Origin of the sequence: Bosea sp. ANAM02 (genome assembly GCF_011764485.1) — a bacterium.
GTDB lineage: Bacteria > Pseudomonadota > Alphaproteobacteria > Rhizobiales > Beijerinckiaceae > Allobosea.
Map to the genome: position 1 here is coordinate 577,187 of NZ_AP022848.1, position 22,137 is coordinate 599,323.

At 66.4% G+C, this 22,137-nt stretch carries 22 protein-coding genes; 13 read left to right on the top strand and 9 right to left on the bottom strand.

The genetic code is table 11. The features are described from left to right. Window positions 1-224 precede the first annotated feature (224 nt). Both OCUBac02_RS02785 and OCUBac02_RS02795 read left to right on the top strand, forming a co-directional pair. Window positions 225-869: a DUF1007 family protein gene (locus tag OCUBac02_RS02785; protein ID WP_052232592.1), complete on the top strand. Its 645-nt coding sequence runs from the start codon at window positions 225-227 to the stop codon at window positions 867-869. Then, window positions 860-1,981 carry a nickel/cobalt transporter gene (locus tag OCUBac02_RS02795; RefSeq protein ID WP_244639078.1) on the top strand — a complete coding sequence of 374 codons (1,122 nt, stop codon included), beginning with the start codon at window positions 860-862 and terminating at the stop codon, window positions 1,979-1,981. Before OCUBac02_RS02785 ends, OCUBac02_RS02795 begins: the two co-directional genes overlap by 10 nt. A gap of 25 nt (window positions 1,982-2,006) precedes the next feature. On the opposite strand, the gene OCUBac02_RS02800 is transcribed toward OCUBac02_RS02795, so the two are convergent. Genes OCUBac02_RS02800 through OCUBac02_RS02825 form a run of 6 tightly spaced genes read right to left on the bottom strand, consistent with a single transcriptional unit; the run spans window position 2,007 to window position 7,298 of the window. Next, window positions 2,007-2,804: a hypothetical protein gene (locus OCUBac02_RS02800; protein ID WP_173043361.1), complete on the bottom strand. Its 798-nt coding sequence runs from the start codon at window positions 2,802-2,804 to the stop codon at window positions 2,007-2,009. 33 nt (window positions 2,805-2,837) lie between these two features. Beyond that, entirely contained in the window at window positions 2,838-3,221 is a 384-nt protein-coding gene (locus OCUBac02_RS02805) for a nitrile hydratase accessory protein (protein WP_465247752.1), read from the bottom strand. Then, the gene (gene nthB / locus OCUBac02_RS02810) at window positions 3,208-3,867 is read right to left on the bottom strand and encodes a nitrile hydratase subunit beta (protein ID WP_173043362.1); all 660 of its coding nucleotides are present in this window, start codon (window positions 3,865-3,867) and stop codon (window positions 3,208-3,210) included. The genes OCUBac02_RS02805 and nthB overlap by 14 nt, the downstream gene beginning before the upstream one ends. Beyond that, entirely contained in the window at window positions 3,864-4,493 is a 630-nt protein-coding gene (nthA, locus tag OCUBac02_RS02815) for a nitrile hydratase subunit alpha (protein ID WP_173043363.1), read from the bottom strand. The genes nthB and nthA overlap by 4 nt, the downstream gene beginning before the upstream one ends. A 12-nt stretch (window positions 4,494-4,505) precedes the next feature. Next, window positions 4,506-5,702 carry an amidase gene (locus OCUBac02_RS02820; RefSeq protein ID WP_173043364.1) on the bottom strand — a complete coding sequence of 399 codons (1,197 nt, stop codon included), beginning with the start codon at window positions 5,700-5,702 and terminating at the stop codon, window positions 4,506-4,508. 6 nt (window positions 5,703-5,708) lie between these two features. Beyond that, window positions 5,709-7,298, bottom strand: a complete 1,590-nt coding sequence (locus OCUBac02_RS02825) for a gamma-glutamyltransferase family protein (RefSeq protein WP_173043365.1) — start codon at window positions 7,296-7,298, stop codon at window positions 5,709-5,711. A 208-nt stretch (window positions 7,299-7,506) separates the two neighbouring features. On the opposite strand from OCUBac02_RS02825, the gene OCUBac02_RS02830 reads away from it, so the two are divergent. Then, window positions 7,507-7,746 (top strand): hypothetical protein, encoded by a 240-nt coding sequence (locus tag OCUBac02_RS02830; protein ID WP_047581153.1) that lies wholly within the window; start codon window positions 7,507-7,509, stop codon window positions 7,744-7,746. Between the two features lie 112 nt (window positions 7,747-7,858). Here OCUBac02_RS02830 and OCUBac02_RS02835 read toward each other — a convergent pair whose 3' ends face one another. The 3 genes from OCUBac02_RS02835 to OCUBac02_RS02845 form a co-directional block, all read right to left on the bottom strand. Further along, window positions 7,859-8,227 carry a DUF1850 domain-containing protein gene (locus tag OCUBac02_RS02835; protein WP_173043366.1) on the bottom strand — a complete coding sequence of 123 codons (369 nt, stop codon included), beginning with the start codon at window positions 8,225-8,227 and terminating at the stop codon, window positions 7,859-7,861. After that, entirely contained in the window at window positions 8,224-10,524 is a 2,301-nt protein-coding gene (locus OCUBac02_RS02840; protein WP_173043367.1) for a TRAP transporter permease, read from the bottom strand. The genes OCUBac02_RS02835 and OCUBac02_RS02840 overlap by 4 nt, the downstream gene beginning before the upstream one ends. 73 nt (window positions 10,525-10,597) lie before the next feature. Continuing rightward, complete coding sequence (locus OCUBac02_RS02845) at window positions 10,598-11,566, bottom strand: TAXI family TRAP transporter solute-binding subunit (protein ID WP_173043368.1); 969 nt, start codon at window positions 11,564-11,566, stop codon at window positions 10,598-10,600. A 223-nt stretch (window positions 11,567-11,789) separates the two neighbouring features. Between OCUBac02_RS02845 and OCUBac02_RS02850 the strand changes: the two genes are divergently transcribed. From OCUBac02_RS02850 to OCUBac02_RS02895, 10 genes are all read left to right on the top strand, one after another. Then, window positions 11,790-13,424 (top strand): OpgD/OpgG family glucan biosynthesis protein, encoded by a 1,635-nt coding sequence (locus OCUBac02_RS02850; RefSeq protein ID WP_173043369.1) that lies wholly within the window; start codon window positions 11,790-11,792, stop codon window positions 13,422-13,424. Between the two features lie 60 nt (window positions 13,425-13,484). Then, window positions 13,485-13,634, top strand: a complete 150-nt coding sequence (locus OCUBac02_RS02855; protein WP_173043370.1) for a hypothetical protein — start codon at window positions 13,485-13,487, stop codon at window positions 13,632-13,634. A 10-nt stretch (window positions 13,635-13,644) separates the two neighbouring features. Further along, window positions 13,645-14,379, top strand: a complete 735-nt coding sequence (gene aztA, locus OCUBac02_RS02860; RefSeq protein ID WP_173043371.1) for a zinc ABC transporter ATP-binding protein AztA — start codon at window positions 13,645-13,647, stop codon at window positions 14,377-14,379. 186 nt (window positions 14,380-14,565) lie between these two features. Continuing rightward, window positions 14,566-15,396 (top strand): metal ABC transporter permease, encoded by an 831-nt coding sequence (locus tag OCUBac02_RS02865; protein ID WP_465247774.1) that lies wholly within the window; start codon window positions 14,566-14,568, stop codon window positions 15,394-15,396. Between the two features lie 34 nt (window positions 15,397-15,430). Continuing rightward, window positions 15,431-16,372: a metal ABC transporter substrate-binding protein gene (locus OCUBac02_RS02870; protein WP_173043372.1), complete on the top strand. Its 942-nt coding sequence runs from the start codon at window positions 15,431-15,433 to the stop codon at window positions 16,370-16,372. Window positions 16,373-16,415: 43 nt separating this feature from the next. Then, on the top strand, window positions 16,416-17,378 hold the full coding sequence (locus OCUBac02_RS02875) for a CobW family GTP-binding protein (RefSeq protein WP_173043373.1): 963 nt from the start codon (window positions 16,416-16,418) through the stop codon (window positions 17,376-17,378). Window positions 17,379-17,533: 155 nt separating this feature from the next. After that, the gene (locus OCUBac02_RS02880; protein ID WP_173043374.1) at window positions 17,534-18,544 is read left to right on the top strand and encodes a WD40 repeat domain-containing protein; all 1,011 of its coding nucleotides are present in this window, start codon (window positions 17,534-17,536) and stop codon (window positions 18,542-18,544) included. Between the two features lie 5 nt (window positions 18,545-18,549). Next, window positions 18,550-18,837, top strand: coding sequence for a hypothetical protein (locus OCUBac02_RS02885; RefSeq protein WP_173043375.1), 288 nt, complete (start codon window positions 18,550-18,552; stop codon window positions 18,835-18,837). Window positions 18,838-19,003: 166 nt separating this feature from the next. Further along, complete coding sequence (locus OCUBac02_RS02890) at window positions 19,004-20,818, top strand: glucan ABC transporter ATP-binding protein/ permease (RefSeq protein WP_173043376.1); 1,815 nt, start codon at window positions 19,004-19,006, stop codon at window positions 20,816-20,818. A 120-nt stretch (window positions 20,819-20,938) separates the two neighbouring features. Then, a complete protein-coding gene (locus tag OCUBac02_RS02895; protein ID WP_047573045.1) occupies window positions 20,939-22,051 on the top strand; it encodes a calcium:cation antiporter in 1,113 nt (370 codons plus the stop codon). Window positions 22,052-22,137: the final 86 nt, after the last annotated feature.

Here is a 22,137-nt window from a genome sequence, read left to right on the forward strand (position 1 = left end):
TGACATATCGTCCGAGGGCGGTCAATTGATCTGGTATCATTCCAGTTTTCGAGGCCGGGTCCAGAGATTTACGGGCGCGGGCGGTGCGCGTCACGCGGGAGACGCCGCGATTTGGCCCCGTTTGGCGGGGAAGGCTGTCGGGGTGACCGGCGCGACGAAGCGCTTGTTGACGATCGCTTAACCATGATCCACGCAAAGCCACGGGGATCACGGAGGGTTCGCCTTTGACGCGACGCGCGCATCTTTCGGCCCTGTCGGGGCTCCTGCTGGCCGCTCTTGCGGCCAGGCCGGCGGCTGCGCATCCGCATGTCTTCGTCAACGCCAAGGCCGAGATCGTCTTCGCGGCCGACGGTTCGGTGCAGGCGATCCGCAACCGCTGGAGCTTCGACGAGGCCTATTCGGCCTATATCACGCAGGGCCTCGACAAGAACGGCGACGGCAAGCTGACCTCGGACGAATTGGCCGAACTTGCCAAGATCAATGTCGAATCGCTGCCCGATGTCGAGTTCTTCACCGCTGCCAAGCTCAACGGCCGCAAGCAGGAATTCGGCACGCCGGGCGAGCAGGTCATGAGCTTCGACAACAAAGTGCTGACGCTGGTCTTCACGCTGCCCCTGAAGACTCCCGCTAAGGTGCGCTCCTTCGGCATCGAGATCGGCGACCCCACCTATTTCGTCGCCTTTTCCATCGTCGACGAGCCCGATGCGGTCGTGACCAAGGGCGCGCCGCAGGGCTGCGTCGTGCGGGTCAACCGTCCGCCAAGGCTCGACGACGCCACGCAGAAGCGCCTCGCCGAAGCCGATATCACCGCGACGCCTGATGTCAGCGGGCTCGAGATCGTGACGCGGGCGCTGGTGGCATGTCCGTGATCACCAGCCTCAGCCCTCATCCTGAGGAGCCGCGAAGCGGCGTCTCGAAGGATGCTCCAGCGCGCTCCGGACCGTCCTTCGAGACGCGCTCTCCGAGCGCCCCTCAGGATGAGGGCTCTAAGGCAGGAAAGCCACTGCTGGCACGCATCGTCGTTGCTGGGCTGGCGCTGCTGCTGGTCGGCGGCGTGGTCACGTTGCTGGCCATGCTGATCGCAAGCATCAGCCCACCGCCTCCGCCGCCACCGCGCAATCCTTTCGGCACCGCGCTGCCGCGCGAGGCATTGCCATCCACGACCGGCTTCGGGGCGGTTTTGCTGGCCTGGCAATCGAGCTTCTATCGCGAACTGACGGCGACGCTGAAGGCGATCGCGACCGCTCCGGCTGCGCTCTGGGGCCTGCTCGGGCTCTCCTTCGGCTATGGCGTCTTCCATGCGGCCGGGCCGGGTCATGGCAAGGCGGTGATATCCGGCTATATCGTCGCCGATAATCGCAGCCTGAAGCGGGGCCTGGCCTTGAGCTTCGCGGCGGCGCTCCTGCAGGCGCTGGTCGCGATCGCGATCGTGACGGTGGCGACCTTGCTGCTGCGAGTCACGGCGATGCAGATGAACGCCGCGACGACCGTGATCGAGCAGGGCAGTTTCCTGCTGGTCGCGCTGGTCGGATTGTTGATGCTCTGGCGCAAGGCGGGCGCGCTGGTCAGGCTCGAAGCCGGCGGCGCGCATGATCCGGCGGCTTGCGACCATGTCCATATGCCCGATGCCGAGCAGGTTTCGCGGCTCGCCGGCTGGCGCGACATGGCCGGCGTCGTCGTCGCGGCCGGCGCGCGGCCCTGCGCGGGGGCGCTGATCATCCTGGTCTTCGCGAATGCGCAAGGGCTGTTCTGGGCCGGCATCGCCGCGACCTTCGCCATGGCGCTGGGCACGGCGCTCACCACCGGGGCGCTCGCCGCCTTCGCCGTGTTCTTCAAGTTCGCGGCGCTGAAATTCGCCGGGGGCGGCAGCCTGCGCTCGGCGCGATGGATCGCCGGCCTCGAATTGCTGGCCGCAGCCTTCGTCGCGGTGCTCGGCGCGGCGCTGTTCACCGGGCTGTGGATCGGCGGGATGGGGAGCTAACAGTCGATCCAAGCTTATGCTTTGCTTAACCGAATAGCCGTTTGAAGGCAGCGGGATCGGCGGCGTGAAGGCGAGTAATTGCTTGGTTTGCATAAAACATATCTGGCGATGCGAGGGCCGGAGTTATTACTGTGCGATACTCAGGGTTATCTTTATCTAGTTTATATAAAACTAATCCAACTCCATGTATTGAGCATAGAGCTTTCAGCCGACTTAAATCATCTTCACCTATCGTTTCGGGCATGACAATGTAGCTTTTGTGAGAGAATAATCTATAGGCAATCGCTTGTCCGAAAGCCACTACAGGTTGGCTAGGGTCAATTTTTATTTCGGCTGTCACTATCTGTGGTTCAAATTTAAGAAAATAGGAAAAATCTGGTTTCAATATTCCGATGACATCCGGGGTTCCCCACTTCCCTTTCAAGATATTTCCTCCAATAACTACCGCTTCACTGACTTCTTCTGCGGTGTCTTTCAGCCAATCCGCAAAAGATTGATAAAAATCTGCCTCAACGAAATTTACAATCTTATTTCCTGCGGCTAATATAGATACTATCTTTTCGGCTTCAACTTTCTCTGCCAATATGGCATCCTGTGATTCCGCATCGTTTTTCACAGATAGTTGATAAGTTCCTCTTGCGACCTTAATAATGTCTGGGTTGCTAGTAAGCATATTATGAATTGCGCCCTGTATTGAATTGTGAGGCGTTTCAGGGCTTTGTTGTTTTATGGCAGTAAGAATCTCAACCCACCTGATTCCACCCGGCGATTCGCTAAGTAATTTTAGGCCAATTTCTTGGATTTGAATGCGACTCAATTTCATTTAATTCCCCTATTTATTATAATAATCTGTGATTTACCGTAGCGGATCGTTCTCCAGCAGGATCGGTTTGCCATGCGGTGTCGCCTCGGCGGCGCGGGCCCAGGAGGCGGCGAGCGCGTCGACGCCGTCATGGGAGGTCAGCCCCTTCGCGATCAGCAGGTGTTCCAGCGCCTCGCACCAGCGCTCGTAGTAATCCGAGCCATCCTTGCAGCCGCCTGCGGCGAGCGCCTCGCGGATTTCGGCGCCGAGCGCCTGCGCCCATTCATCGGCGGTGAAGACGCCCTTGTTCTGGAGTTCCACGACCAGCGCGAAAGCCTGGGCCTGCCAGGGCTCGGCGAAGATCGGGCCCTCGGCGTCGCGCGGCATCGGCGTGTCGGCGGCCAAGGCCGCCGCCAGATCGGTCTCAGGCCGGCTCAAGATAGCTCTCCCAGGCCTCTATGCTGACGGTGGAGGTTGGGTCGGCATCGCGGCCCCAGAGTTCGCGGCCGTCGAAGACGACCGTGTAGAGCCATTGCGCCGTCTCCGGCTGCCCCTGCGCACCCGTATCCGGGAAGACATGGCAGCCGGTGATGCGCTCGACCGTGCCCGTCTTGCCGCGGGCATAGCGCGGCAGGCGGGTGTGGTGCTGTGGGTGCATCACGATGGTGCGGATCTTGTCGCCGACAGCGAACCGGGCGGGGGCTTTGGCCTCGCGTTCATAAGGGAAGCCGCGCCGCAAGACGCCCGCGACCTCCTCGCCCTTGAGCACGCGCTTGGGTTCGCGACGTTCGGGCGCCGGCTTGCCGCTCGCGAGTTCGTCCGCGCTCAGGAAGCCGTGCTTGACCAGCACCTTGTCGAGGGCGGCGAGCCAAATCTCGTAATAGGTCGAGGAGAGATATTGCGCCGGCGGCAGGCTCTCTCGGGCATGGCGGATCTCGTCGATGGTCCAGGCGCCCATGGCGCCGGCCGCGACATTGATGGCGAGCACGCGCTTTTCCCAGTCGCCATGGAAGACCGGTTCGTTCGGCTCGGGGACGACCGGGCCGAAGGCCATCTGCCCGCCGAGATCATGGGCGCTGTTCATGCGGCGTCCTCCATGCGAGGCAAGCCGGTGCCGATCATCGAATCGCGCGAGACGATGCCGGCGAGCTTCTCCTCGCTCCAGCCCTCGGTGCCGGCGGGCCGCATCGGGATGACGATGAAGCGTGTTTCGGCCGTCGAATCCCAGACGCGGACGCGCTGGCTCTCCGGCAGCGTCACGCCGAAATCGGCGATGGTGCCGCGCGGGTCGATCACCGCTTTGGCGCGATAGGGCGGGGATTTGTACCAGACCGGGGGCAGCCCGAGTACCGGCCACGGATAACAGGAGCAGAGCGTGCAGACGATCAGGTTGTGCTGCTCGGGCGTGTTGAAGCAGGCGACGATATGCTCGCCGCCGCGCCCGCCATAGCCGAGCTCGGCTGCCGCAGCCGTGCCGTCCGCCTTCAGGCGCTCGGCGAAGGCCGGGTCGGTCCAGGCTTTCGCGACGATGCGGGCGCCGTCGCGTGGGCCGATCTTCGTCTCATAGGTGTCGATGATCGCGTCGAGCGCGGCCGGGTCGACATAGCCCTTCTGCACCATCAGCGTTTCCAGCGCCTTCACCCGCGCCTCGATGGCAGTGAAGTGGTTGTCGTGATGATGGTCGTGATCGTGGTGGTGATGTCCGCTCATGGCGGTCTCCTCTCAGGCGATCCGGATGCGGGCGGCGCGTTCGTAGCGCACCGCGAAGGCGACGAGCGAGCGGTCGGAGCCCTTTGGGCCGATCAGCGACAGGCCCAGCGGGGCACCTTCGCGCTGCGCCACGGGAATCGTGATCTGCGGGAAGCCGGACAAGCCCGCAAGGCAGAGCAGGCGCAGCGCCCGGTTGCGGAAATCCTCGAGCTCGGATTCCTTCGCCGCAATCAACGGGGCGACGTCCGGCATGGTCGGGAGGATCAGCACCCCATCCTGGCCGAGCAGGCGGGCGAGCTTGGTACGGAAGGATTTCCGGGTCGCCTCGCCCTTGGCGTATTCGGCGTCGGTCACCGCTTTCGAGAAGGCGAAGCGCTCCTTCACGCCCGGGCCGAGCGGCGGAGCGAAGCGCTCGATCATCGGCCCGTCCGAGATCCAGGCCTCGCGGCCCTGAATCCAGCGGAAGGCCCAGTAGAGCGCGTCGAGATCGCGAACGAGCTTGACGCCCTCGGGCTGGCCAAGCGCCGGAACCGCGCGCTGCGCGACATTGCGCAGGACCGTCTCCGCCTCGGGCACGGCCTGGGCGAATAGGTCGTCGGCCATCAGCAGGCGCGGCGTCTCCGGCAATTCGGTTTTGTCCAGGCCGAACAGGACATTGGCGACGCGGGCGAAGATGTCGCCGTCGCGAGCGAACCAGCCGGGCGTGTCGAGGCTTTCCGCCAGCGGCCAGGCGCGCTTCAGCGAGAGCCGGCCATGGCTCGGGCGGATGCCGAAGAGGCCGCCATAGCTCGCGGGAGCCCGTACAGAGCCGCCGGTGTCCGAGCCCAAGGCGATATCGGCGAGGCGCCCGGCCACGGCCGCCATCGAGCCGCAGGAGGAGCCGCCGGTGATGCGCTCGGGCGCGGCCGGATTGATCGGCGAGCCGAAATGCGCGTTCTGGCCGTTGAGCGAGAAGGCGAGCTCGTCGGTATGGGTCTTGCCGACGAAGCGGGCGCCGGCCTGGAGCAGGTCCTTCACGATCGGCGCGGTCTTGGCCTTGATGCCGGACTGTGCCAGCACCAGCGGCGAGCCCGCCCCGGTCGGATAGCCCTTGATGTCGAAGAGGTCCTTCACCGCCAGCGTCAAACCGGCGAGCGGGCCGGCGACGGCATGTTTCACGGGCGCGTCGGGATAGGGAACGAAGCAGCGGAACGGATCGTCGAAAGTCATCTGGCGTCAGACCCCCCTGGAATCGCCGTCGGAACGCGGGTCATGCACGGCTTCGACCTGACCCTTGGCGTGTTTCACCAGCATGCCGGCATGGCCGAAACCCTCGGAATAGGCCAGACCGCTTTCTTCCACCGGGTGGCCGGCGGCATCGAGCCGCTCCAGCAGCGAGGGATCGAAGCGGCTCTCGAATTTGAGGCTGGTCGAGCCCGCGCCCCAGGTCTTGCCGAAGAGCCAGCGCGGCGCGTCGACCGCCGTCGCGAGATTCTGGCCGGCGCGGTAGCGCGACAGAATCTGCGCCTGGAACTGCGGCTGGCCGTCGCCGCCCATCGAGCCATAGGGCATGACGCGCCCGTCGTCGAAACTGGCTAGAGCCGGGTTCAGCGTGTGGAAGGGCTTGCGGCCGGGCCGCAGCGGGTTGGCGGCGTTCCCGTCGAGCGAGAAGGAGACGCCGCGGTTCTGCCAGTGGATGCCGGTGGCGGGCAGCACGCAGCCGGAGCCGTATTCCCAGTAGATCGACTGGATATAGGACACGGCAAGACCCTTGCCGTCGATCGCGCCCATCCAGACCGTGTCGCCGTCGGCATGGCGCAGCGGCAGCTTCGCCGCCCGCTGCATGTCCACGGCCGTCGCCTCGCGCATCAGAGCGGTATCGGTCAGGAAATCCGCAGGCGGGTGGTCGAGCTCGGCCGGGTCGGTGACATAGCGGTCGCGGATGGCGAAGGCGCGTTTCGTCGCCTCGATCAGCCCGTGATGATGCTCGAACGAATCGAGCCTCGCCTCGCCCAGCCGTTCGAAGATGCCGAGGATCATGAGCGAGGCCAGTCCCTGCGTCGGCGGCGGCAGGTTGGCGACGCTGAGGCCGGGGAGCTTCAGCGTCAGCGGCACCACGGATCGTGCGCGATAGCCGGCGAGATCGGTGCGGGTGACCGGGGCGCCGATGCGTTCGAGGTCGGAGGCGATCTCGCGGCCGATATCGCCGCGGTAGAAGTCGTCGAGCCCGGCATGACCGAGCTGCTCCAGGGTTGCACCAAGCGCCTCGGGTCGGCGGCGGGCACCGGGCTTGGGCGGGGCGCCGTCGATCCAGAAGGCCGGGAGGAAGCCCGGCGCGGCCTTCAGCGCCTCCAGCTCGTTGGGCTTGTTGCCGAGCTCGGATCCCGAGATCGGGTAGCCCTCGCGGCAATGCCGGAGGGCATCGGCCAGCAGTTCGTCGAGCGGCATGCGGCCGCCGAGGGAGCGGGCGAGGTCCAGCGCGAGTCGCCAGCCGCCGACGGCGCCGGCGACGGTCAGGGCTGCTTCCGGTCCGCGCGCGGGAAGGGCGTCATACCCCTTGCCGCGATAGCGCTCGATCGTCGCGAGCGAGCCCGCCGGGCCGCAGGCTTCGATGCCGTGCAGGCGTCCGCCCGGTTCATGGACGAGCCAGAAACCGTCCCCGCCGAGCCCGTTCATGTGCGGATAGACAACCGCGATCGTCGCGGCCATCGCGACCATGGCCTCGATGGCGTTGCCGCCTTCGGCCAGAACGGCACGGCCCGCTTCCGAGGCGAGGTGATGGGGGGCAGCCACGGCGGCGGAGGTGAAGACAGGCGTATCCAGCATCGGGACTTTTCAAGCGCGGAGATCGTGCCCATCTGCACGAAGGGTGCGAATTTGTTGCATGGGGCGGCAAGCTCCGCTAGGTGCGTGGGGCGCATGGCCGCGTGAGGCGGCAGGCGCGATCGCATCGGATCAATCCGATGCGATGATATCGTGATGGATCATCGTGGCCGCGTCCGTTCGGATGCGCGATGATCTCGGGAAGGACAGCATGGCCGGACGGCATACCAACTGGCGCAACCTGATCATGGTCTCCTCGTTCGGGATCCTGATCGCCGTCGAACTCTTCGGCGTGGCGCTGGCGGCCGGCTGGGCCCTGGCCGGCCTGTTCGAACTCGGCACCATCTTCGAGTACGTGATGATGGCGATCTTCTCGGTCTTCGCCGGCTACGGCCTCGTCAACCTGATGCGCCGCATGCTCAAGATCGAGCACCTGACCGAGGTCGATTGATCAAGCCTCATGGTCGGGCTTGACCCGAACATCTCCTGCCGAAAGAGGCCCCCGCGCCTCGCTTTCAAGAGCTTCTCGGGTCTACGCTGCGCTCCGCCCGGGAGTGACGACGCTACTTATCGCAAATCTTCAGCCTGACCGGGTCGGCATCCGCGGGGAGATAATCTCCCATTTGGCGGCAGCCCGATCCCGTGCAGATACGCCAGTCGGCGGTCGCGCCCGAGCGGCGCATCACCACTTCCTGCAGCGGGGGAAGCGCCGGGTGCCAGCGCCAGAAGCCGTCGACGAGCTTCGCGCCGTCCGGCGGGTCCATGCCGGCGCCCGAGCCCTCGATCCGCGCCTCGACGATTTCGAGCCCGGCGGGCGTTTCCCGCCAGACCTCTTCCCACAGCGTCTTCTGCACCGAATGGCGCCAGCCCAGCGTGATCTCGCCCTGGCCGAGCGCCACCACGAGCGCGCCGGCCGCCAGGCACAGGCTCATGCCGGCGCCGCGGCGCCGCGCGCGCGCCACAGATGCTGGCCGATGACCAGTGCCGCCAGGGCAAAGCCGATCTCGTCGGTGGCGGGCAGGGCCATGACGAGCGAGCCCGCGGCTGCCGCTGCCAGCACGCGCTCCCAGACGGCCATGTCGCGCTTCATGAAGCCGATCGTGGCCGTACCCCAGAGGAAGATCGCCAGCAGCGCCTTGGCGATGATGTAGGCGGCCGCGCTGGTATAGGCGAAGCCGCTCAGCCCCTGGACCGGCTGCAGCATCAGGGCGGGGTCGTAGATCGCCATGAAGGGGATCACGAAACCGGCCATCGCGATCTTCAAGGCCTGGAAGCCGATCTTGAAGCCGGATTCCTTGGCGATCGGCGCCGCCGCGAAGGCGGCCAGAGCCACCGGCGGCGTCAGGTCCGCCATGATGCCGAAATAGAAGACGAACATGTGGCTGACGATCAGCGGCACCCCGAGCTTCAGCAGGATCGGCGCCGCCAGCGAGGAGGTGATGATGTAGTTCGGGATGGTCGGGATGCCCATGCCGAGGATCAGGCTGACGATCATCGTCAGGATCAGCGCGAGGAACAGCGAATCCCGTCCGACGGCGACCACGGCATTGCCGAAGATCGTGCCGACGCCGGTGAGCGTCATCGTGCCGATGACGATGCCGACCACGGCGCAGGCGACGCCGACCGGGATCGCCTGGCGCGCGCCGTCCGCGAGGGCTTCCCGGCAGGCTGCGACGGTCTCGGCGCCGCCCTTGCTGAACAGGTTCACGAGGATCAGCGCCGCCACCATCGCGACGATGACGAGGATGCCGTACCAGAAGAACAGCCCGCAGAGCAGGCCGAGCCCGACCCAGAACAGCACGCGCACCGCGATCGGGCCGATGCCGAGCGCGAAGGACCCACCGAGGATCAGGACCACGGTGAGCGCGAGGCCGACCGAGCCCGAGAAGAGCGGTGTGTAGCCCGCGAAGAGCAGGTAGACCAGCACCGCCAGCGGCAGGATCAGGAACCATTTCTCGGAAAGCGCCTTGCCGGCGCTCGGCAGGGCCGAGCGCGGCATGCCGACGAGCCCGCGCTTGCCGGCCTCGAGATGCACGGCCAGGAAGGCGGCGGTGTAGTAGAGCACGGCCGGCACGATCGCCGCCTGGACGACGGCGGCATAGGGCACGTCGATAGTCTCGGCCATGATGAAGGCAACGGCGCCCATCACCGGCGGCATGATCTGGCCGCCCATCGAGGCGGTCGCCTCGACGCCGCCGGCGAAGGCTGCGCGATAGCCGAAGCGCTTCATCAGCGGAATCGTGAACTGGCCGGTCGAGACGACATTGGCGACGCCGGAGCCCGAGATCGTGCCCATCAGCGCCGAGGAGAAGACCGCGACCTTGGCCGGGCCGCCGCGGGCGCTGCCGAACAGGCCCATCGCGACATCGGTGAAGAGCTGGATCATGCCGGCCCGCTCCAGGAAGGAGCCGAACAGGATGAACAGGAAGATGAACGTGGCCGAGACGCCGGTCGGCGTCGCATAGATGCCCTCGGTGCCGAAGGACATGTGCTCGATCACCTGCTCCAGCGAATAGCCGCGATGGTTCATCGGCGAGGGCAGGTAGTTGCCGAAGAGGCAATAGGCCAGGAACAGGCCGGCGACGATCGGCAGTGCCGGGCCCATGAAGCGCCAGCAGATCAGGAAGAGGATGGCGATCGCCGCGATGCCGACGACGAGATCGGCCTGCGTGACCTCGCCGGCGCGCGCGACCAGGTCCTCGTAGAAGAACCAGTGGTAAAGGCCGATGGCGAAGCCGGCGATGGCGAGCGTCCAGGCGAGGGCCGCACTGGCGCGCGATTGGCTCTTGTGCTGGGCCAGGAGCCCGCCCGCGACGAGGCAGAGCAGGCCGACATGGAGGGTGCGCAGGATCTGGTTGGGCACCGAGCCGCCGAACCGCGCCAGCAGTTCGACGACGACCGCCATCGGGATCCAGGCGAGCAGCATCTCCGCCCAGGGCTTGCCGCGCGCGGCCTGGACGACGATCGCGACCAGCCAGAGCGCGATCGTGGCGCGCAGCAGGTCGATGATGTCGATGCCGGCGAAACGGTGATCGAGCGGAATGTTGAAGGCGGTGGCGATCTGGAAGAGCGAGAAGGCCACCGCGATCCAGAACAGCAGGCGCCCGGGCCAGCCGGGGCCGAAGCCGGGCGGCAGCCCATGCTCGGGATCGACGATCGGCTGCTGCGTCTCGACGGGCACGCCGCCGGTATCCGGCACGGCCAGGGGCTTATGCTTGTCTTCGCTCATGCGCTGGGTCCACCCGCCAGACAAAAAGGCGAGGCCCCGAGGCCTCGCCCGCGATCACGGCTCTCCGGACGGTTCAGGAACCGACCTTGAGGCCCTTTTCCTTGAAGTACTTGGCGGCGCCGGGATGCAGCGGGATGGGCATGCCTTCCAGCGCGCTTTCCAGCTTGATCGCCTTGCCGGCGGCATGGGCGGCGGCGAGATCGCCGAGATTCTCGTACATCGCCTTGGTCATCTTATAGACGAGGTCTTCCTTCACGCCCTCGTGGGTGACGAGGTAGTTCACCACGGCGGCGGTGTGAACGGGCGCGCTCTGGCCGGTATAGGTATTGGCCGGGATCGTCGCCTTGACGAAGGGGGAGCCGGCCTTGTCGACGGTCGCGGCCGGCACCTCGACGACGGTGATCTCGACCGAGGTCGCGAGGTCGCGCAGCGAGGCGACGCCGAGGCCGGCCGATTGCAGGGTGGCGTCGAGCTGGCGGTTCTTCATCAGCTCGACCGATTCGGCGAAGGGCAGGTACTCGATCTTGCCGAGATCCTTGTAGGACATGCCGGCGGCGGCGAGGATGGCGCGGGCATTGAGCTCGGTGCCGGATTTCGGCGCGCCGACGGAGAGGCGCTTGCCCTTGAGATCGGCCAGCGTCTTGATGCCGCTATCCTTGGAGGCGACGATCTGGACGTAGTTCGGATAGATCGCGGTCACGCCGCGCAGTTTCTTCAGCGGCGCCTTGAAGCCCGCCTCCTCGTCGCCCTTCCAGGCGGCGGCAAGCGAGTCGCCGAGGGTGAAGGCGATCTCGCCCTTGCCCTGCTGCAGCAGGACGAGGTTTTCGACCGAGGCCTTCGTCGCCTGAACGGTCGGCCGGGTGCCGGCGATCTTCTCCCCGTAGATTTTCGAGAGTGCGACGCCCATCGGATAATAGACGCCGGAGGTGCCGCCGGTCAGGACGTTGACGAACTCCTCGGCGCGTGCGGCGGCGGGGGCGGCGGCGATGAGGACGGCGGCGGCAAGGCCGGCGAGGCGACGGTTGCGGAACAGTGCTTTCATGACGTCTCCCTGAGGGTCGCTCCGGCTCACGCGGCCGGTTGATCGGGTTTTTAGAGCATGCCGGACCCGAAAGGGAAAGCGTTCGACGAAAGTCGCTCCTTCGCCTTTAGCCGAAAGGCCGGGCTGGTTTCGCCATGATTGGCTGCCTATCTCCGGTTTCGCACGGTCGTCTCGTCATGGGCGGGTCGGCCGGGCATCCGAGCAACGAGCGACCAGGAACGACATGCACGACCGCGCCGAGCAGGGTGGCAGCCAGGGGCTTCGCCTCGACCGACGGACTCTTCTCGCAGGCGCGGGTGCGACAGCCACGCTGGCGGCGCTCGGCTTCGCACCGGATGCGCTGGCGCAGCAGGGGCTCAGGCTCGGCGATGCCAGGGATTTTACCTTCGAGGCATTGAAGGCGCGGGCGAAGGACATGGCGGCCAAGCCCTATGAGGCGCCGCCAAGCCCGCGGCCCGAGGCGATGCAGCGGATCGACTACGATGCCCATGGCAAGATCCGGTTCAAGCCGGAGGCGGCGCTCTGGGCGGACGGGCCCTCGCCCTGGCCGGTGACGTTCTTTCATCTCGGCCGCTTCTTCCAGAAGCCGGTCAGGATGCATGTCGTCGAGGAGGGCAAGGCGCGCGAGATCGTCTACGATCCCAGCTATTTCGAGATGCCGGCGGATTCCCCGGGGCGCGACCTGCCGGCCGGAGCGGGCTTCGCCGGTTTCCGCCTGCAGGAGAGCCGCAGCGGCCATCCCGGCCGCAATGGCGAGGCGCTGGACTGGAAGACGAACGATTGGGTCGCCTTCCTCGGCGCCTCCTATTTCCGGGCGATCGGCGAGCTCTACCAGTACGGCCTGTCGGCGCGTGGTGTCGCGATCGATCCGGCGGTCTCGGGCAAGCTGGAGGAGTTTCCCGATTTCACCCATATCTGGCTCGAGACGCCGCAGGCGGGCGCCGAGCATGTCGTCGTCCACGCCTTGCTTTCCGGGCCGAGTCTTGCCGGCGCCTACCGCTTCCGCATGCATCGCGGCAAGGGCGTGACCATGGAGATCGAGACCGCTCTGCATCTGCGCAAGGACGTCGCGCGGCTCGGCATCGCGCCGCTGACCTCGATGTTCTGGTATTCCGAGACCGCGAAGCAGACAGCGATCGACTGGCGTCCCGAGGTGCATGATTCCGACGGGCTCGCGCTCTGGACGGGCCCGGGCGAACGTGCCTGGCGCCCCCTCAACAATCCCCCGCACACCATGGCCTCGGCCTTCGTCGACAATGACCCGCGCGGCTTCGGGCTGATGCAGCGCGACCGCGAGACCGGGCATTATCTCGACGGGGTGCATTACGAGCGCCGCCCGAGCCTCTGGGTCGAGACCGACGGGCAATGGGGCCGCGGTTCGGTCCAGCTCGTCGAGATCCCCACGGATGACGAGATCCACGACAATATCGTCGCGATGTGGGTGCCCGAAGGCCCTGCGAAGGCCGGCGGCGCCTACAATTTCCGCTATAAGCTGCACTGGCTCGCCGACGAGCCGTTCCCGACCCGGCTCGGGCGGGTCGTCGCGACGCGGCTGGGCAATGGCGGCCAGCCCGGAACGGCGCGGCCGCGCGGCGTGCGCAAGTTCATGGTCGAGTTCCTGGGGCCGGCGCTGGAGGCGGTTCCCTTCGGCGTGAAGCCCGAGGTGGTGCTTTCGACCTCGCGCGGCAGCTTTTCCTATATCTTCGCGGAAGCCATGCCCGACGACGTGCCCGGCCACTGGCGCGCCCAGTTCGATCTCACTGTCGGCGGCAGCGAGCCTGTCGAGATGCGCTGCTATCTGAAGGCCGGCGACACGGTGCTGACCGAGACCTGGCTTTATCAGTACCTGCCGTTCTGAGTCGGGGACGGGCGTGGAATCGCGCTTGCTCCGGCGTGGGCGTAATATTATATCGTTTCCATGGTTCACGCGCACGCCCATCACACGCATCGCGCCGCCTCGGAAGCTCCGGGGTGGTCGCTGTTGCGCCTTTCGGCTGGGGCGCGGGTGGGATTGGCCGCAACCATCGTCGCGCTGCTCTGGCTGGCGACGCTGGCCGTGATCCTGTGAGTTTGCGTTGATGTCCGCCATCCGCCTGACCGATCTGACGCTGGGCTATGATCGCCACCCCGCGGTTCATCACCTCTCCGGCGAGATCGTAACCGGGAGCCTGACCGCTATCGTCGGGCCGAACGGCGCCGGCAAGTCGACCCTGCTCAAGGGCATTGCCGGGGCGCTTGTGCCGCTCTCCGGCGGTGTTTCCCTCGCCAAGGGCAAGCGGCTCGCCTATCTCCCGCAATCGGCCGATCTCGATCGCTCCTTCCCAATCCATGTCTATGATCTCGTCGCCATGGGCCTATGGAACCGCGCCGGCATCTTCGGCCGGATCGGTCAGGGCGCGGCCCACAAGATCGAGCACGCCATCGCGGCGGTCGGTCTCACCGGCTTCGAGCGTCGGCCGATCGGCACGCTCTCCGGCGGGCAGATGCAGCGGGCTTTGTTCGCGCGGCTCCTGCTGCAGGATGCCGACGTGATCCTGCTCGACGAGCCCTTCACCGCGATCGATGCGCGCACGACCGCCGATCTGCTCGAGCTGGTGCGGCGCTGGCATGGCGAGAGCCGCACCGTCGTCGCGGTGCTGCATGATATCGAGACGGTCCGGCAGGCTTTCCCCCAGACGCTGCTGCTGGCACGCGAGGCCGTGGCCTGGGGCGAAACCACGACTGTGCTGACGCCCGAGAACCTACTGAAGGCGCGGCGCATGGTCGAGGCCTTCGACAGCCACGCCGCTCCCTGCCAGCGCGACGCGGCGTAAAACATGAAGCCCTCATCCTGAGGAGCAGCCTTCAGGCTGCGTCTCAAAGGATGCTCCAGTGCACTCTGAAACATCCTTCGAGACGCCGCTTCGCGGCTCCTCAGGATGAGGGCTGAGAAAACCGACGGAATAGACGCGCACGTGCTCTACGACCTCCTCATCGGCCCCTTCGCCGAATTCGATTTCATGCGCCGCGCCCTCGTCGGCGTGGTGGCGCTCTCCGTTTCGGGCGCGCCGATCGGCGTCTTCCTGATGCTCCGGCGGATGAGCCTGACCGGCGACGCCATGGCGCATGCGATCCTGCCCGGCGCGGCACTCGGCTATCTCGTCGCCGGCTTCTCGCTGCCGGCGATGACGATCGGTGGGCTTGCCGCCGGTTTCGCGGTGGCGCTGGCGGCCGGCGCCGTGGCGCGCGCGACGGTGCTGAAGGAGGATGCTTCGCTCGCCGCCTTCTACCTGATCTCGCTGGCCCTTGGCGTTACCATCGTCTCGCTCAGGGGCTCGGCGATCGACCTGCTGCATGTGCTGTTCGGCAATGTGCTGGCGCTCGACGATCAGGTTCTGATCCTGCTCGCCGGTGTCGCGACCGTGTCGCTGCTGTCGCTGGCGGCGCTCTATCGGCCATTGGTGCTGGAATGCGTCGATCCCGGCTTCCTGCGCTCGGTCAGCCGCTCCGGTGGGTTCGTTCACCTGACCTTCCTGGCACTGGTCGTGCTCAATCTCGTCGCCGGCTTCCACGCGCTGGGGACGCTGCTCGCCGTCGGCATGATGATGCTGCCGGCTGCCGCCGCGCGCTTCTGGACGGCCGACATCACCCGCCTGCTGCTGCTCGCGGCGGGTTTCGGCATGGTCTCCGGCTATGCCGGGCTTGTTCTGTCCTATGCGGCGGGGTCGAGCCTGCCGGCCGGGCCGTCGATCATCCTGGCGGCGGGGGCGATCTATATCGGCTCGCTCCTGTTCGGCTCGCAGGACGGGCTTGCGCGTCGGCTCTTGCCTCGCGCCCATCTCCAGAGATAGAAACGTTATATCGTTTCATTTCTTGGAGTCGCCTATGCCCAACCGTCGCGCCCTCGTCGCCGGCCTCGTTCTCGGGCTTGCCGCAGTTGCCGCGCCGCTCGGCGCCTTTGCCCAGGAGAAGCTGCCGGTGGTGGCGAGCTTCTCGATCCTCGGCGATTTCGTCCGGCAGGTCGGTGGGGATCGCGTCAGCGTGACCACGCTGGTCGGCCCGGACGGCGACGCGCATGTCTATTCGCCGACGCCGGCCGATGCGAAGGCGATGGCCGCGGCCAGGCTCGTGCTCGTCAACGGCCTGCATTTCGAGGGCTGGCTGCCGCGCCTGGTGAAAGCCTCGGGCACCAAGGCCACGATGGCCACGGCGACGAAGGGCATCACGCCGCTCGAAGCCGATGACGACCATGACGACAAGGGCAAGGGCGGCCATGCGCATGCCCATGGCCATGACGATCCGCATGCCTGGCAGAGCGTCGCCAATGCGAAGATCTATGTCGCGAATATCCGCGATGCGCTGAGCGCCGCCGATCCGGCCGGCAAGGCGAGCTACGAGGCCAATGCCACGGCCTATCTGGCCGAGCTCGACAAACTGGAAGGCGAGGTGAAGGCCGCCATCGCGCGCATCCCGGCCGAGCGGCGCAAGGCGATCACCACCCATGACGCCTTCGGCTATTTCGTGAAGGCCTATGGCATCGCATTCGTCGCGCCGCAGGGCGTCTCGACCGAGGCCGAGGCCTCCGCCAGGGACGTCGCCCGCATCATCAGGCAGGTGAAGGCGCAGAAGATTCCGGCCGTCTTCCTTGAAAACGTCACCAATCCGCGCCTCATCGAGCAGATCGCGCGGGAAAGCGGGGCCAAGGTCGGCGGCCGGCTTTATTCGGATGCGCTCTCGGCCGATGCCGGCCCGGCGGGGACTTACATCCGGATGATGAAGCACAATATAAGCGAGATCGAAAAGGCGCTGACCGCCGGCCCGGCCTGACCGGGCGGTGTCCTCCTTGCGTCGCAGTCATTCAGGTCAAGCCATGTCCGAGAAAATCCCCGTCACGGTGCTCACCGGCTATCTGGGCGCCGGCAAGACCACGCTCCTCAACCGCATCCTGACCGAGGACCACGGCAAGAAATTCGCCGTGATCGTCAACGAGTTCGGCGAGGCCGGCATCGATGGCGACCTCATCGTCGGGGCCGACGAGGAAATCTTCGAGATGAACAACGGCTGCATCTGCTGCACCGTGCGCGGCGACCTGATCCGCATTCTCGACGGCCTGATGAAGCGCAAGGGCAAGTTCGATGCGATCATCGTCGAGACCACCGGCCTCGCCGACCCCGCGCCGGTCGCCCAGACCTTCTTCGTCGACCAGGATGTCGGCGATGCCACCCGTCTCGACGCGGTCGTGACCGTGACCGACGCCAAGTGGCTGAAGGACCGGCTGAAGGATGCGCCGGAAGCCAAGAACCAGATCGCCTTCGCCGATGTCATCGTGCTCAACAAGACCGATCTCGTGACGGCGGACGAGCTCGCCGATGTCGAGGCCGCGATCCGCGCGATCAACCCCTATGCCAAGCTGCACAAGGCCGAGCGCGCCAATGTCGATATCGCGGCCCTGCTCGACCGCAACGCCTTCGATCTCGATCGCATCCTCGATATCGAGCCGGATTTCCTCGAGGCCGGGCACCATCATCACCATGCCGAGGACGTACGCTCGATCTCGCTGACCGTGCCGGGCGATGTCGATCCCGAGAAGTTCATGCCGTGGATCAACGACCTCACCCAGATCCAGGGGCCGAACATCCTGCGTTCCAAAGGTATACTGGCCTTCAAGAACGAGCCGCGCCGCTTCGTCTTCCAGGGCGTGCACATGATCCTGGACGGCGACCTGCAGCGCGACTGGAAGGATGGCGAGACCCGCGAGAGCCGCCTCGTCTTCATCGGGCGCGATCTCAACGAGAACGAATTGCGTCGGGGGTTTGAAGCCTGCGCGGCGTGAAAAGGCTCGTCATGCTCGGGCTCGACCCGAGCATCTCATGACGTTGAGGCGCCGAGAACCTCTTCCGGGAAGAGATTTCCGGGTCTGCGCTTCGCTCCGCCCGAGAATGACGGCGCGTGGTTCCCCCAATAGAGAAGCTGCGCTAGACCGGCCGCATGACGACGATGACCCCACCCGTCTCGCTGCGCGAGCATGTCACCCCGATCGCCGCGGAGACGCATGTCGTCGCGGTCCACTGGCTGAAGCAGGGGCTCGTGCTCGCGCTGGCCGACGGGCGCGTGCTGCGCTGGCGCGACGGCGCCCTCGTCGACGGCGTCGAGGCCCATGCCGGCGGCATTCTCTGCGCGACCGGCGACGGCGAGCGACTGATCTCCGGCGGCGATGACGGGCGCGTCGTCGCGACCCGCTTGGAGGGCGAGCCGGAGGAGCTGGCCAAGGACCAGAAGCGCCGCTGGATCGACGCGATCACGCTGTCGCCCTCGGGCAATCTCGCCTGGAACACCGGCAAGACCGTGCAGGCCCGCGACGAGAAGGGCCGCGTCCGCACGCTGGAAGCCGCGAGCACGCCGCAGGGCCTCGTCTTCGCGCCGAAGGGCTATCGCCTCGCCATCGCGCAGATGAACGGCGTCTGCCTCTGGTATCCGAACACCGAGGCGAAGCCGGAATTCCTCGAATGGAAGGGCTCGCATCTCGATGTCGCCTGGTCGCCGGACGGGCGCTTCGTCGTTTCCTCGATGCAGGAGAACGCGCTGCATGGCTGGAAGCTCGGCGACAAGCCCGGCCATATGCGGATGACCGGCTACCCCGCCAAGCCGCGCTCGCTGTCCTGGTCGCATGACGGGCTCTGGCTCGCGTCGAGCGGTGCCGACGGCGCGATCGTCTGGCCGTTCCAGGGCGACGGGCCGCAGGGCAAGGCGCCGCGCGAATGCGGCGTGCGCCATGCCCGTGTCACCCGCGTCGCCTTCCATCCGGGCGCGCTGGTGCTGGCGATCGGCTACGATGACGGCTGCATCCTGATGGTCCGCCTGACCGACGGCTCCGAACTGCTGGTGCGGCCGGCTTTGCGCGGCAGCGGGATCAGCGCCTTCGCCTGGGACAAGGCCGGCAAGCGGCTCGCCTTCGGCGCCGAGGATGGCGCCGCCGGCGTGCTCGTCCTGCCGAGCTGAGAGCCATGCGCTTCGGTCTCTTCGGCAAGCCTGAGACCCGCAAGGGCGGCGATGCGAAGGCCGAAGCCAGGGCTCTGGCCGAACGATTGAAGGCACAGGTCAGGGAACTGCTCGGCCTGCCCGAGACGGCAGCGGTTGCCGTCAACGAGATCATTTGCGCCGATCCTGCCTGCCCGGGCAGCGAGACGGTGATCCTGGTGATGAAGCCGGGCAAGAAGACCCGTGCCTACAAGCTACAGATGGCGATGGCCGAGGTGACGCCGGAGGCGCTGGCGGAGGTGCTTCGCTCCTAGGCTGCATGGGCGCACTGATCGCTTGCGGCCGGCACCACCACTGTCATTCCGGGTTCTTCGCTACGCGAAGCCCCGGAATGACAAGCCCGCGGCTCCTTGTCCGGACGCCGGATTTGTCCGAAAAGTAGTGCCCACCTTCCGGTCCGATGATCTAAAGCTCCACGCGATGTCTCTGTTCTCGCTCTATGCCCGCGTCCTCGGCGAACTCGGCCCGGAAAGGCGTTTGGGCGTCATCCTGGCGCTGGCCAATATCGTGCTGGCGGCGGTCGCCTTCGCCGAGCCGATGCTGTTCGGCGCGCTGATCGACCGCCTGACCACGATCCAGTCCTCTGGCGGGGCGCTGACCTGGGCCAGCATCAACCTCTTGATCGTCGCCTGGGTCGGCTTCGGCCTGACCAATATCGCCATGGGCGTCTTCGTCGCGCTGCATGCCGACCGGCTCGCCCATCGCGCCCGCCTGATGGTGATGGCTCGCTATTTCGAGCATGCGCTTACCTTGCCGCTCGCCTATCACACGCAGACCCATTCCGGCCGCGTGCTCAAGGTGATGCTCGACGGCACCAACGCGATGTGGGCGCTCTGGCTCTCCTTCTTCCGCGAGCATTGCGCCTCGGCCGTCGCGCTGTTCGTGCTGCTGCCCTTCACGATCTGGAAGAACTGGCAGCTCGGGCTGCTGCTGGTCGGGCTCGTCGTGCTGTTCGGCTCGCTGACAGCCTATGTGCTGCGCAAGACCGATCGCCTGCAGAGCAATGTCGAGGCCTATCATTCCAACCTGGCCGAGCGCGCCTCGGACGCGCTCGGCAACGTGCCGGTGATCCAGAGCTTCACCCGCATCGAGGCCGAGGTGCGCGGCCTGCGCACCACCATCGCCAATGTGCTGGCGGCGCAATTGCCGGTTCTGTCCTGGTGGGCGGTCGCCAATGTCGCGACGCGGGCCTCCGCGACGCTGACCGTGCTGCTGATCTTCATCGTCGGCACCTGGCTCCTGATGCATGGCCAGACCACGGTCGGCGAGATCGTCACCTTCATGGGCTTCGCCACCATGCTGGTCGGGCGTCTCGAGCAGATCGTCGGCTTCGTGAACTTCATCTTCATGCAGGCGCCGAAGATGCGGGAGTTCTTCGAGGTGCTCGACACGCTGCCGAGCGTGCGCGACCTGCCGAACGCCGGGGACCCCGGCCGGCTTGAGGGAGCAGTCGCTTTCGAGGACGTCTCCTTCTCCTATGACGGCAAGCGCGCTGCGGTGCGCGACGTATCCTTCACCGTGAATCCCGGCGAGACCATCGCCGTCGTCGGCTCGACCGGCTCCGGCAAGTCGACGACGCTCGGCCTGCTGCACCGTGCCTTCGATCCGCAATCGGGCCGGATCACGGTCGACGGCACCGATATCCGCGAGATTTCGCTGCTCTCGCTCAGGCGCAATATCGGCGTCGTCTTCCAGGAGCCGATGCTGTTCGCCCGTTCGATCCGCGAGAATCTGCTCGTCGGCAAGCCGGACGCGACCGATGCCGAGATGATGCAGGCGCTGGAGCGGGCCCAGGCCGCCGAGGTGATGGCGCGCCAGGCGGACGGGCTCGACACGCCGGTCGGCGAGCGCGGCCGCACGCTCTCGGGCGGCGAGCGCCAGCGCTTCTCGATCGCCCGCGCGCTGCTCAAGAATCCGCCGGTGCTCATCCTCGACGAAGCGACCTCCGCACTCGATGCCGCGACCGAGGTCAAGCTGCAGAAAGCGCTGGAGGAGGTGATGAAGGGCCGCACCACCTTCGTCATCGCGCACCGGCTCGCGACGATCCGCAATGCCGACCGCATCCTCGTCTTCGAACAGGGGCAGGTCGAGGAGATGGGCACCTTCGACGAACTCGTCGCCAAGGGCGGTCGCTTCGCGGCGCTGGCGCGGGCGCAGTATCTCGTCAGCGACAAGCCGCTGGCTGCAGCCGAGGAAACGCCGAGCCCGCTCGCGCAGAAGATGCTCCCGGACTGACGCGTCCTCTTTCGGATGTGTTTCGGGGATTGCGAGCGAGATCTGGCGTTGCGTCGATGGCGCCTTTTCAGCTTATTGGGCGGACGCTTCTCCGCCCGCGATTTCGAGTGACGACGAACGATGATGATGCTCCGCCTCGCCTGTGCCTGGGCCTCGGTCGCCGCTTTCCTGCTGTTCGGCGACACCCTGCTCGGCCAGCTCGGCGCGCCGTTGCCCTCGCTGCTGGTCTTCGTCTGGCTGCTCGGCGTCATCATCTGGGCGGCTTTCGGCGTGGTGCATGAGGCCGAGGACATCGCGCATCGCCTGGGCGAGCCCTATGGCACGCTGATCCTGACGCTCTCGATCGTGATCATCGAGGTGGCGCTGGTCGGTGCCGTCATGCTCGGCGCCAAGGGCGCGCCGACGCTCGGCCGCGACACGATGTTCGCGGTGCTGATGATCGTGCTGAACGGCGTCGTCGGCATCGGGCTCCTGATCGGGGGCCTGAGACATTTCTCGCAGCGCTACAACCTGAAGGGCGCCTCGTCCTATCTGGCGGTCATCATCCCGCTGACCGTGATCCCGCTCTTCCTGCCGAATTTCACGACCTCGACGCCGGACGGCACCCTGACGCCGTTCCAGGCGGTCGCCTTCTCGATCTTCACCGTGCTGCTCTACGGGGCCTTCCTCGTGCTGCAGACCGGCCGTCACCGCACCTTCTTCCACGAGCCGGAGCCGGAGGATGCGGCGTCCGCGGTGGCTTCCGCTGCCGACCAGACGGAAGCGTCCCCGTCTTCGATGCGCGAGGTGCTACCGCATGTCGGGCTGCTGCTCGCGAACATCCTGCCGATCGTGATCCTGTCGAAGGGTCTCGCGGCCGTGCTGGATTTCGGCATCGCCAAGCTCGGCGCGCCGGCGGCGCTCGGCGGCATCCTGATCGCGATGGTCGTGTTCACGCCGGAATGCATCACGGCGCTTCGGGCGATCACCTCTAACCAGCTTCAGCGTGCGATCAATCTCTGTCTCGGCGCCGCCGCCTCGACGCTCGGCATGACCGTGCCGGCGGTCCTGCTGATCGGCGTCTTCACCGGCCAGCCGGTGGTTCTCGGCCTGTCGGCGACGAACATGGTGATCGCCGCGATGACGCTGCTGCTCTCGACGCTGACCTTCACCGGCACGCGCACGACGATGCTGGAGGGCGCGGTGCATCTCGCCGTGTTCTTCGTTTTCCTCGTGCTGGTCTTTAGCCCGTGATGGTTCCGTGATTACCCCGGTGGTAATCGACCTCATGCGCTCCTGCTGTCATGGTCCTGCGCAACGAACGGCCGACCGGCCGCCGA